At 58.9% G+C, this 11,891-nt stretch carries 11 protein-coding genes; 2 read left to right on the top strand and 9 right to left on the bottom strand.

Annotated elements, in window-relative coordinates; genetic code table 11:
* Positions 1 to 63 precede the first annotated feature (63 nt).
* Positions 64 to 996, top strand: coding sequence for an IS5 family transposase (locus ACP15U_RS15020; protein WP_425043710.1), 933 nt, complete (start codon positions 64 to 66; stop codon positions 994 to 996).
* Between the two features lie 153 nt (positions 997 to 1,149).
* Here the strand turns inward: ACP15U_RS15020 and eda are convergent, their stop codons facing one another.
* The 5 genes from eda to ACP15U_RS14995 all read right to left on the bottom strand — a co-directional run bounded on the left by eda (position 1,150) and on the right by ACP15U_RS14995 (position 8,753).
* Complete coding sequence (eda, locus tag ACP15U_RS15015) at positions 1,150 to 1,797, bottom strand: bifunctional 4-hydroxy-2-oxoglutarate aldolase/2-dehydro-3-deoxy-phosphogluconate aldolase (RefSeq protein ID WP_425045964.1); 648 nt, start codon at positions 1,795 to 1,797, stop codon at positions 1,150 to 1,152.
* A gap of 2 nt (positions 1,798 to 1,799) precedes the next feature.
* Entirely contained in the window at positions 1,800 to 3,602 is a 1,803-nt protein-coding gene (gene edd, locus ACP15U_RS15010) for a phosphogluconate dehydratase (RefSeq protein ID WP_425045963.1), read from the bottom strand.
* A gap of 3 nt (positions 3,603 to 3,605) precedes the next feature.
* Positions 3,606 to 5,057 carry a glucose-6-phosphate dehydrogenase gene (gene zwf, locus ACP15U_RS15005; RefSeq protein WP_425045962.1) on the bottom strand — a complete coding sequence of 484 codons (1,452 nt, stop codon included), beginning with the start codon at positions 5,055 to 5,057 and terminating at the stop codon, positions 3,606 to 3,608.
* A gap of 168 nt (positions 5,058 to 5,225) precedes the next feature.
* Complete coding sequence (gene ptsP / locus ACP15U_RS15000; RefSeq protein WP_425045961.1) at positions 5,226 to 7,469, bottom strand: phosphoenolpyruvate--protein phosphotransferase; 2,244 nt, start codon at positions 7,467 to 7,469, stop codon at positions 5,226 to 5,228.
* Positions 7,470 to 7,517: 48 nt separating this feature from the next.
* A complete protein-coding gene (locus ACP15U_RS14995) occupies positions 7,518 to 8,753 on the bottom strand; it encodes an aspartate kinase (protein WP_425045960.1) in 1,236 nt (411 codons plus the stop codon).
* 196 nt (positions 8,754 to 8,949) lie between these two features.
* Here ACP15U_RS14995 and ACP15U_RS14990 point away from each other — a divergent pair, with 196 nt between their 5' ends.
* The gene (locus ACP15U_RS14990) at positions 8,950 to 9,324 is read left to right on the top strand and encodes a hypothetical protein (RefSeq protein WP_425045959.1); all 375 of its coding nucleotides are present in this window, start codon (positions 8,950 to 8,952) and stop codon (positions 9,322 to 9,324) included.
* An 8-nt stretch (positions 9,325 to 9,332) separates the two neighbouring features.
* Here the strand turns inward: ACP15U_RS14990 and ACP15U_RS14985 are convergent, their stop codons facing one another.
* The 4 genes from ACP15U_RS14985 to ACP15U_RS14970 form a co-directional block, all read right to left on the bottom strand.
* Positions 9,333 to 9,974 (bottom strand): SDR family oxidoreductase, encoded by a 642-nt coding sequence (locus tag ACP15U_RS14985; protein ID WP_425045958.1) that lies wholly within the window; start codon positions 9,972 to 9,974, stop codon positions 9,333 to 9,335.
* Positions 9,975 to 9,976: 2 nt separating this feature from the next.
* Entirely contained in the window at positions 9,977 to 10,423 is a 447-nt protein-coding gene (locus ACP15U_RS14980) for a DUF1178 family protein (RefSeq protein WP_425045957.1), read from the bottom strand.
* A gap of 72 nt (positions 10,424 to 10,495) precedes the next feature.
* The gene (locus ACP15U_RS14975; RefSeq protein ID WP_425045956.1) at positions 10,496 to 10,960 is read right to left on the bottom strand and encodes an NUDIX hydrolase; all 465 of its coding nucleotides are present in this window, start codon (positions 10,958 to 10,960) and stop codon (positions 10,496 to 10,498) included.
* Between the two features lie 129 nt (positions 10,961 to 11,089).
* The gene (locus tag ACP15U_RS14970; protein ID WP_425045970.1) at positions 11,090 to 11,854 is read right to left on the bottom strand and encodes an EcsC family protein; all 765 of its coding nucleotides are present in this window, start codon (positions 11,852 to 11,854) and stop codon (positions 11,090 to 11,092) included.
* Positions 11,855 to 11,891 lie beyond the last annotated feature (37 nt).

The following is an 11,891-nucleotide window of genomic DNA, read 5'->3' as shown; positions in this document are numbered from 1 at the left end:
GGCTTTGTTGCACAAATCGGTTGAGGGATTCACTGTGTGAATCCAGCGTGATAGCTGTGCGTCATGAGCAGTTGGGCCCCCACGAAATACAAGACCAGGAATTGGTCATCTTACAATGAGGCGTTGAGACGGCGCGGGTCGCTGTCGATTTGGTTTGACCCTGATATGGTCTGGGTTCCGCCACCGAGCGGCAAGCGCGGTCGGCGACACAGCTTTAGTGATGCTGCGATCCAAACCTGCCTGACGATCAAGGTGCTGTTTGGCCTTCCGCTCCGACAGACGACAGGCTTTGTGGAAAGCTTGTTGCAGTTGGTCGGGCTGGACTGGGCAGTTCCCGATTTCAGCACGCTGTGCCGCCGCCAGAGGACGCTGAACGTGGACCTGTCGTATCGTGGCAGTACCGGCCCGCTGAACCTTCTGGTTGATAGCACAGGCATCAAAGCTGAAGGTGAAGGCGAATGGAACGCACGCAAGCATGGCGGTCCCAAACGACGCATTTGGCGCAAGATACACATAGGGATCGACGAGGAAACGTTGGAGGTTCGAGCGGTCGAGGTTACCAGCAGCAACATCGGTGACGCGCCCATGTTGCCTGAGTTGCTGAACCAGATCCCCAACGACCAGGACATCGGATCAGTAACCGGCGACGGGGCCTATGATACGCGCAAATGCCATGACGCGATTGCCGCCCGGAATGCCCACGCTGTCATTCCGCCGCGTAAGAACGCCAAGCCGTGGAAACCCAGCAGCGCCGGAGCCATCGCCCGGAACGAAGCGGTTAACGCCTCACGATACTTGGGCCGCGCCATTTGGCGACAATGGAGCGGATACCACCGAAGAAGCCGTGTCGAGACCAAGATGCACTGTGTGAAGCTGATGGGGCAAAGTCTCATGGCGAGAGACTTTGATCGGCAGGTCGCAGAGATCCAAATCCGTGTCGCAGTCCTCAACCGCTATACCGCTCTTGGCATTCCCGTCACAGAAGCCGTAGGCTAAATCCGTCCGGGGAAAGGGGAAGTCCCATCCTCACAGGATTTGTGCAACAAAGCCCCGTGCAGGCGTCAAACTGACGGCTTACCCTCTGTAAAAACGAGGCGGATCGAGCCTTACATATTTCCCTGCAATTTGCACTAGCTAGGTGATGCGGGCTCACATTCTACCCCCCAACCCCGCCGCCTCCCGCGCCAGCTGCTCAATCGTCTCCCACTCCCCCGCCGCAACCACATCCTTTGGCGCGACCCAGCTGCCACCGGCGCAGGTTACGTTCGGCAGGGCCAGATATGCCTCGGCATTTGCGGGCGAAACTCCACCGGTCGGACAAAACGAGATCTGTGGCAGCGGGCCGCCCAGCGATTTGAGATAGGCCGCGCCGCCGGCTGCTTCGGCGGGGAAAAACTTCAGCATGTCATAGCCACGTTCCAGCAGCGCCATCGCCTCGCTGGCCGTGGCCGCGCCGGGCAGGAGCGGCAAGCCTTCCGCCTCACAGGCCGCAAGCAGCGCCTCTGTGGCTCCTGGAGAGACGCCGAACTGCGCCCCGGCCTGTTTCGCGGCCCGCACGTCAGCGGGGGTGATCAGGGTTCCGGCGCCAACCACGCCACCGGGGACCGAGGCCATGATGCGGATCGCCTCCACTGCTGCCGGGGTTCGCAGAGTGACTTCGAGCGCCGGCAACCCCCCGGCAATCAGCGCCTCCGCCAACGGGCGGGCTTGCTTGGCATCTTCAATCACCAGAACCGGAACGATCGGGGCAAACAAACAGATCTCGCGGGTGCGTTGGCTGGCAGCCTGTGGGGTCATCGTCAGTCTCCGAACAAGGTGGCGCCGCGATCGGCGGAACAAACGGATTGGCGGAAGGTCGCAAACAGCTCCCGCCCCGTGCCCCAATTGTTGGCGGACAGATCCGGCTGTGCCGGCGGTCGGTCCAGAACGCCTTCGGTCAGGATCTCCAGCTCTCCGGCGACCGCATCCACGCGCAACACGTCTCCGTCCCGCAAACAGGCAATGGGGCCACCATCTAGCGCCTCGGGGCAGACATGGATCGCGGCAGGAATCTTGCCCGACGCGCCGGACATGCGACCATCGGTGACCAGCGCCACTTTTTGCCCACGCCCTTGCAGCACCGAAAGCACAGGTGTCAGTGCATGCAACTCGGGCATGCCATTCGCCTTTGGTCCCTGAAACCTCAAAACGATTATTACATCCCCTGAAAATTCTCCGGCCTTAAAGGTCGCCTTGACCGCATCCTGATCGTGGAACACCCGCACTGGTGCTTCGACAACTCGATGCTCGGGCGCAACCGCAGAGACCTTCATCACTGCTGTTCCCAAAGATCCTGTGAGTCGCAAGAGCCCCCCTGTCGGCTGGAACGGGTCCGACACCGGGCGGATGATGGCTTGATTCAGGCTCTCCCCGGCTCCCGGTTGCCAATCCAGTTGCCCGTCAGTCAATCGGGGTTCGTTTGTGTAATGCGCAAGCCCCTGACCCGCTACGGTTTGGGTGTCCGGGTGGAGAAGACCGGCATCCAGCAAGGTTCCGATTGTCATACCCAGCCCGCCAGCTGCGTGGAAATGGTTCACGTCCGCCAACCCGTTAGGATAAACCCGTGCAACGAGTGGAACAATCGCCGAGAGATCCGCAAAATCCTCCCAGTCCAATTGAATGCCGCCCGCCCGCGCCATGGCAACAAGGTGGATCAGCAGGTTGGTGGAACCGCCCGTCGCCATGAGGCCCACGATACCGTTGACATAGGCTTTTTCGTCCAGGATCCGGGACACGGGCAGATAGTCGTTACCAAGCGCCGAAAGTGACAAGGCGCGCTGCGCGCCGGCTGCAGTCAACGCATCGCGAAGCGGTGTGTTCGGCGTTACGAAACTTGAGCCAGGCAGATGGAGCCCCATGAACTCCATAAGCATCTGGTTGCTGTTTGCCGTGCCATAGAACGTGCAGGTTCCCGGCCCGTGATAGGCCGCCATCTCTGCGGCCATCAATTCTTCGCGCCCGATCTCACCGGCGGCATATTGCTGGCGTATCTTTGCCTTTTCCTCATTCCCGAGGCCGCTTGTCATCGGTCCCGCTGGAAGAAACACAGCAGGAAGGTGCCCGAAACTCTGGGCCGCGATAACAAGGCCCGGAACGATCTTGTCGCAAACTCCGAGGAAAACCGCCGCATCAAAAGTGTTGTGGCTCAGAGCAACTGCGGCGGCCAAGGCGATCACGTCTCGGGAAAACAAGCTCAGCTCCATTCCCGAAGTGCCTTGTGTGACGCCATCACACATCGCCGGCACCCCACCGGCGACCTGCGCGGTGGCTCCCACCGAGCGCGCCGCAGCCCGGATCAGATCAGGAAAGCGATCGAACGGTTGATGCGCCGACAGCATGTCGTTGTAACTTGTCACTACACCCAGGTTGCCGGCCGAACCGGCCGCCAGAGCCTGTTGATCCGATCCCACCCCCGCATAGGCATGGGCCTGCCCGCTGCAAGACAGATGAGCCCGAGCCGGCCCGTCATCGCGGGCACGTTCCATTCGGTCCAGATAGTCAAGGCGGCTGCTGCGGCTACGCGAAACCACTCGTTCCGTCACGGCAAGTAGTTGTGGATGCATGTCTCAGTCTCCAATCTGCCGCCAGCGCCGTCCGTCACGATGCATCAGCATCAGTGCTTCCTCGGGCCCTGATGAACCGGGATCGTAAAGTGCGGGGGTGTCACGGCGTCCTTCCCAGTTTTCAATGATCTGGTCGGCCCAGGCCCACGCGGCCTCAACCTCGTCACCGCGCATGAACAGCGTCTGGTCGCCACGGATCACATCCATCACGAGACGTTCGTACGCGTCCTGAGCACGCATATCAGCCCCGAGAGCCTCGGCAAAACTCATGTCCAAAGAAACTTCCGTCAAGCGCAACCCTCCGGGACCAGGATCCTTGATCGTTGTGCGCAAGGTAATGCCTTCGTCGGGTTGCAACCTGATAACCAGAACGTTGCCGCGCAATGGCCCGGCACTGGGAAATATCGTATGAGGCGGATCCCGGAACGCCACGACGATTTCGGATTCCCGAGCCCTGAGACGCTTACCGGTGCGCAGGTAGAACGGTGTCCCTGCCCATCTCCAATTCGAGACCCTGACCTTCATGGCAATGAAGCTTTCGGTCTGGCTGGTCGGGTTGCCGGCGTGGTCCCGATAGCTGTCGCCGCCTGCGTCCTCGCGATACTGCCCTCGGGCGATATCTTCGGGTGGAACCGGGTCGAGCGCCTCTATGACTTTGACCTTTTCGTCCCGAACCGCGTTCGGTGAAAAGCGCGATGGTGGTTCCATTGCAGTCAGGCAGAGCAATTGCACAAGGTGATTTTGCACCATGTCACGCATCGCCCCCGCGTGATCGTAATAGTCTTCTCGTCCCTTGATACCCACGGTTTCAGCAACGGTTATCTGCACATGGTCGATGTGGGTCGAGTTCCACAAAGGCTCCCATAAGGAATTGGCAAAACGTAGAGCCATGAGGTTTTGTACGGTTTCCTTGCCAAGGTAGTGATCAATTCGGTAAATTTGATGTTCCTGAAAACAGGCGCGAAGCTCTTCGTTCAGCGCTCGTGCAGACTCCAGGTCGCGGCCAAACGGCTTTTCCACAACAATTCGACTGTCCGAAAGCGCCAGTCCACGATCCTTGAGACGTTTCGCCAACGGTCCGAACAAAGGTGGCGCGACAGACAGGTAGAACGCGCGCGTGACATCCGGTCGAACCATTCCAGCCAGCTTTGACCAGCCCGTGTCACCGGTCGCATCCACTCCGACGTAGTCGAGCAGTTCGACGAACTCCAGCAGAGCCGTTTCGTCAGATGCAGCCTCGGGTGCGAATTCTTTCAGGGTTTTTAGGGCCTGCTTCCGAAACTCAGAGGCCACAGTGTCGCCACGAGCAGAACAGATGATACGTGCCGAAGGCGGTATTTGTCCCACCTGGTAGCGGTGGAACAGTGCCGGCAGGATCTTCCGACGCGCCAGATCGCCCGTGGCTCCGAACAGAACCAGATCAAAGGGATCAACCGGGATTACTCGCGATACCATACCTCACCTCGTGAAAAGGAGCTGTTGAACGGACGCCAATCATAGCCTAAGCCATAACCGTTAGCGGTAACATCATCGGGTTTGAAAGGAAATCAAGAAAAATCGTCTATCGGATGAAATTAAGCAGCCAATTCTCTCAGATCGAGACGTCAGGCTGTCCAAGCCAGATCAGGTACTCGTCCGCAGATATTCCATGACGGCATTGCGAACGGACTGTTCCCCTTTGCTGCGGGACGTCTCGATAACCGCCCTCACCTCGCTCAGGTTGACCCTGCGCAGCAGGCTTTTGACTGGCGCAATGGAAGCCGGGCGCATCGACAGTGTGCGCAATCCCATAGCGCACAGGCATACCGCTTCTACCGGACGACCAGCATCTTCACCGCAATAGCTCAGAGGGGTGCCCGACGTTTCACAGCGTTGGACAATCTGTTCAATCAAGCTCAGGAAACTGACGTTCAGAACATCATAGCGGCGGCGAACACGTTCATTTTCGCGGTCGGCTGCAAAAAAGAACTGTTTCAGGTCATTGCCGCCGATCGACAGAAACCCGACCTCGTCAAAAAATTTCTGCGGCGCGAAAGCAAGTGACGGCGTCTCAAGCATTGCGCCCACTTCCAGCGTTTCCGGCAAGACATGGCCCAGACGTTTCTCGCGCGCAATTGCCTTGTCCACTTCGGCTCGGGCAGCGCGATACTCGTCGAACTGGGCCACGAACGGGAACATGATGGTCAACGGCCGCCCATTGGCAGCCCGCATAAGCGCCTGAAGCTGCATCCGCATGACACCGGGCTTGTCCAATCCGACCCGGATCGCCCGCCACCCCAGTGCTGGGTTGGGTTCATCGGTGGGCTTCATGTAGGGCAAAACCTTGTCCGACCCGATATCCAAGGTCCTAAACACCACGCGTTGACCCTGCGCCGCGTCCAGAACCCGACCATAGAGCGCGACAAGCTCAGACCGCTTTGGCATTTTGTTGCGGACAAGAAACTGAAGCTCTGTTCTGAACAACCCAACGCCTTCGGCGCCGGAGCTCGACAGCGACGGCAGATCCGCCATCAAGCCCGCGTTCATGTGCAGTGAAATCGTTTCGTCATCCAAGGTAAGAGCTGGCTTGTTCCGGATCGAGGCATAGCGCTCTTGCGCCTGTGCCTGCATCGCGATCTTGTCGCGGAATGCCGCGACAACGGTATCATCTGGCCTCAGGTGGACAATGCCCTGATCCCCATCCACCATGATGTGGTCGCCGTTCAGCGCCTCGGTAGTGATCCGTTCTGCATGCACCACCAGAGGAATGGCCAGAGCCCGCGCGACAATGGCCGCGTGCGATCCGACCGAGCCTTCTTCCAACACGATACCCTTCAGAGAGCGGCCGTATTCGAGCAACTCCCCAGGGCCGATATTTCGCGCGACAAGGATCGGGTCCGATGGAAGCTCTTCGTCCGAATAGTTCCCCTGGCCCGTCAGGATACGCAGCAGTCGGTTGCTGAGGTCGTCCAGATCGGCCAGCCGCTCGCGCAGATATGGGTCATTGACCTGCCCCATTCGCGCCCTTGCCTGAGACTGTTCCTTTTCCACCGCGGCCTCGGCGCTCAAACCGCGTGAAATGTCCTCTTCCATGCGCCGCATCCAGCCTTTGGAATTGGCAAACATCCGATAGGCCTCGAGAACCTGCATCTGGTCCTTGTCGCCGTCCTGTGAGATCTCGAGCATCTTGTCGACACCCACGCGCAGCTCTTCGACCGCTTCGTTCAGGCGATCCAGTTCGCGCGCGGGGTCATCGGCGATCGGGTTTGTTACGACAACCCGTGGTTCGTGCAGCCAGACATGACCTTCAGCTGCGCCCTCCTGACCGGTCCCGCCGCGAAGCAGAACGGATTGCTGGTGCAGAGGCGACAGGGCCGCACCCTCTCCGACAAAGGCACCGAGTTCGGCCATCTCGGCGATGACCATTGCCACAACTTCCAGGGCATAGACCTCATCGGCCGAAAACTCTCGCGCCTGACGAGATTGAACAACCAGAACGCCAAGCGTTTCACCGAGCCGCTGGATCGGGATGCCCAGAAACGAGGTAAACCGTTCTTCACCGGTTTCCGGCATATACCGGAAACCTTCTGCTGACGGTGCGTCTGCCGTATTGATGACCTGCCGCCGACCAGCGACTCGGCCCACAAGCCCTTCGCCAATACGCATACGGGTTTGATGCACAGCCTCCGGTTTGAGCCCTTCGGTCGCGCAAAGTTCCAGAGTTTCCTCGTCGCGGAACAAATAGACCGAGCAGACCTCGGTTCCCATGCTGTCCGCAATCAAATGGGTGATGCGGTTCAGACGCGCCTGACCGGCCTCGTCATCGGCCATCGCCTCGCGCAGCCGCCCCAGCAGTTTGCGGGATTCGCTTTCCGTGCCGTCCGCCATAGGCTCCCATTCAGTCACTTGCAAAGAGGCAGCAAGGACCGATTACGCTCAGGCCGCCTTCTCCAATTCAAAGGCATCATGCAGTGCCTGAACAGCAAGTTCCATGTATTTCCTGTCGATCAACACGGAAATCTTGATCTCGGAGGTTGTGATAACCCGGATGTTGATCCCCTCATCGGAGAGCACCTTGAACATCTTCGCAGCCACACCGGATTGCGACCGCATCCCGATTCCAACAACCGAAACCTTGGCGACATCCATGTCCGTGACCAGTTCGGCATAGTTCAGATCTTTGCCCTTGATATCGGTCAGGGCCTTTTCAGCGCGTTTGACCTGATCGGTGGGCAGGCTGAACGTCATGTCGGTTCGGCCTTCTTCCGAGATGTTCTGAACAATCATGTCCACGTTTACACCAGCATCGCTGAGGCATCCGAAAATAATCGATGCGATGCCCGGACGGTCCGCGACCGAAAGAAGGGTCATCTTGGCTTCGTCGCGGCTGTAGGCGACACCCGATACAACATTGCTTTCCATGATTTCCTCCTCGGCACAGACAAGGGTGCCGGCATTGTCATTCTGTTCTTCGAAGCTCGAAAGAACACGCAAGCGAACACGGTAGCGCATCGCCAGCTCAACCGAACGGGTCTGCAATACCTTGGCGCCGAGCGACGCAAGCTCCAACATTTCTTCGAATGCGATCTTCTCGAGTTTGCGCGCCTTGGGCGAAATCCGCGGGTCAGTGGTATAGACACCGTCTACATCGGTGTAGATATCGCAGCGCTCGGCGCCAAACGCGGCGGCAAAGGCAACTGCGGTTGTGTCCGAACCACCCCGCCCCAACGTGGTCACGCGACCATCTGGACCGATCCCCTGAAACCCGGCGACCACTGCAACCCGCATTCCTTCTGCGAATTTCTTGTTGATGTTCTCGGTTCCGATTTCCTCGATCCGGGCTGCGGCATGTGCATCGGTGGTTTCGACCGGCACCTGCCATCCCTGCCAGCTGCGGGCGGGAACATCCATTTCCTGAAGGGTCAGCGCCATCAACCCGGCGGTAACATTTTCGCCCGACGACACCACCGCATCGAATTCTCTTGCATCAAAAAATGGCGATGTTTCGTTTACCCAGCCCACCAGTTCGTTGGTTTTGCCGGACATTGCCGAAACGATTACAATTACGTCATAGCCTTTGGCAACTTCCACGCCGACGCGCTTGGCCGCGCGGCGAATGCGGTCCAGATTGGCAACAGACGTGCCACCGAATTTCATCACGAGAGTTGGCATGGGGATGGGGTCTCCGCGCCTCTTGGTATTGGTCCCGAATTTGGTTCCTTGCCTCTTAGGCGAGGGGGGGGCAGAGAGCAAGGGAGCAAAGCGTCCGAATTGACCTCTGTAACGCGACCAAAGGCCTCTGTCCGCTTTACATTCCGCAGCCTGAGTGCGACCGTCCAATCGTATTTTCTGAACTGCGAGGACGACCATGCGACAGTCATTTGCCCTGCTGGGTGCCCTACTCGGGGCCGGTTTTCTGGCCACGGCGGGGATTGCCCAGAATGCGACGGTCTCTGGAACCGATGGGACGAATGCACTGGGAACGCTGCCTTGTGCCGCGATACAGGGTCAGCCGCTCAAAAGCTGCCATGCAGAGCTGCGCCGGGCGGATGCTAAGAATGTGACGATCTCGGTGTTTCTGCCGACCGGCGACACGCGCATCATCTATTTTGAGAACGGAAAACCCACGTCGTCCAACTCCACGTCGCCCATCAGCTCCGAGACACAGGGCAACGTAATGCTGGTCTTTGTAGAACCCGGGGAGGTTTTCGAAATCCCCGTAGACGCTGTGGCAAACCAGTAGTAGCGGGATCAGAACGGGTGCGTACGACCGTCCCAGGTCAAAAAGCAGCCAGTGTTTTCAAGATCCAGTTCGTCGAACCTTGTGATCAGGCCGCTGGCAGCATCGTCGGTCGTAATATCCGCCGCTCCGCCACCCATATCTGTGCGCACCCATCCCGGATGATAGATGCCGACCGGTATTCCGTCAGGCTCAAGGTCGCGGGCCAGATTACGCCCGAGGTTCAGAACCGCCGCTTTGGACGCCCGATAGATGTAGCTGCCACCCGGCGCCAGCGTTTGTGACGCCATTTGCGAAGATATGATCGCAATCCGCCCATGCGCTTGGCGGATGTTCGGCAACAGCGACTGGATTGTCAGAAATGCCCCCGTCACGTTGGCCGCGAATGTTTCGGCCCACATCTCCGCCGGAAATCCGGTTTCAAGCCCCTGACCCTTGTCCAGATAAACGCCGGCATTGCAGATCAGAAGGTCCACCGGCTGACCACTCAGCTGACGCGCCATATCTGCCTGTTGGGCGGGATCGGTGACATCCAGTCGAACACCTGCACTGCCATCCCGCGACGTCCCGGTCACCGTGTGCCCCGCCTCCGAATAGCGCCGGGCCAGTCCCAGTCCGATACCGCGATTGGCTCCGGTGATCACCACATGCATGGTCAGTTGTTCTTTCTGTTCACGCGGAATGGAAGCGGGGTGACCGGCACCCCTTCGTCGATCAATTCCTTGGCCTCTTCGACCTTGGCCTCACCATAAATCGACCGTTCCGGCGCATCTCCGAGATGGATGGCACGAGCCTCTTCGGCAAAGCTGGTGCCCACGTAGTCGGAGCTTTCCTCCACCTTCTTTTTCAACTCTGACAAGGCCTGCTCTGCAGGGCTGGCAGCCCCCGTCAGTGGCCCCGGCTTCGTTGCCTCGGTCTTACTCGTGGCGGCAGAACGTGCCGGGCGGACCCGTGGTGTCATGATGGCCTTTTCGACGCTCGAGCTTCCGCAAACGGCACAGGACACCATCCCGGCCGCTGCCAGCTTGTCGTAGGCTTCGGCAGACTGAAACCAGCTGTCAAAGCTGTGGTCGTTGTCACATTTGAGCGCGTATTGAATCATTTCGGAACCAGCTTGGTAGCGACCATTACTGACTTATTCACATTCAGCCATGGTTCAAGCGAATTGTTCCTTTCAGCGCAACCGCCTTGGGTCAAAACTCAGCAAGATCCGCGACAATTCGGGCTCTCCGACAGCGCTTGCAGCCTTTTTCCGCGAAAACCATTTGATGCGGCGCTGCCCGCGTTCCGGGAAGTCGTCCGTCATTTTCTGAACCCTGACGGGGTATACCAGTACCGCACAAGGGACATATCCGTTTTCGTCCCGGTCCTTTTCGAACGGGTAAAATCCAAGACAATGGTCGCGCGGTTTGCCCACCACACCGGCCTCTTCCCATGCTTCCTGCGCGGCGGTTTCCGCCGGGTTTAGGCCCTCGATCGGGCGCCCCTTGGGCAGAATCCAACGGCCAGTCCCACGAGATGTCACCAGCAGCACTTGCGGCTTGCCATCGTCGATACGATAGCAAAGCGCCCCGAATTGGGTCAGCATCCCTTCCTTCTGTGTAGAACGGATAAGCTTGGCCGGATGTTTCATCTTCATGGTTGGCCCCGGATCAATTGAGTCATCCAAAATACAGAAATAGCTGAAAGATTCCAGAGTCTGGCGCCAAAATTCTCTATATGTGGGATATTTTGGCAGTATCCGCTCCAAATGTGGACACGCGTTTGGCTAGTTCGGGGCTCCACGGAACCCCATTCTCTGCTGCAATCTCATCGACAGCTCCGTCTGCGGCAGATCGGCGTCGATGGCCAGCCTGCGCAGCCCGAAATGAACGTGAGCAATCTCTTGGTAATACCGGGTGTAAACGTAATTGGTGCCCGCCCCGGCCATTGCTCCAAGCACAGGAACAGCCTGAGCAGCCAGTTTCTGACCCAGCGCCGCTGCTAGCCTTGGGGAAACGGCTGCTATCAAACGTTGCGCAGCCCCTCCGGTCAACGTCAGGCGCAGTGACAGAAACCCCAGATCGGCCCCGTCGTCACTTTCCAGAGGACCGGCTGCCGAAAACACTCGAATGCAATCAAACTGCACGTTTTGCGACGTAGGATCAAAGCCTTCGCGCGCTGCAACGCCTTGAATTGCCCGGAGCAGAACGGTCGTGGTCACTGGCAGTTCCGCCAGCGACGTGGGCAATCCGCCGAACCCGCCAGCTGCCCCCATGGCCGTGGTAACGGCCGTGTTGACCCATGCCGGCTGGTCCTTGACCACGCGGCGCGAACCCTGCGCCGTTCGCATCGCCGTTTCCAGCGCGCGCTCGGTCGCATCTGCGAGCCCGGATCGAACCTGCAAGGGCAGTTTTTCAATGAGGCCTTCGGCAGTGCCTCCGAGAAGGTTGAGCATGTGGATTCCCACCCCACCGGCCGCCCGGTACCGGATCGCCAGCTTATCCAGCTCGGCTTCGACCTCTTCAGCCGAAAGGGTCAGCGCGTCAGACATGACATACATCAGGATCCTCCATTTCTTTCCAGATCGG

The organism is Primorskyibacter sp. S87 (assembly GCF_049801055.1).
Lineage (GTDB): Bacteria > Pseudomonadota > Alphaproteobacteria > Rhodobacterales > Rhodobacteraceae > JBNAGF01.
This window is presented reverse-complemented; position numbering and strand designations above follow the sequence as displayed.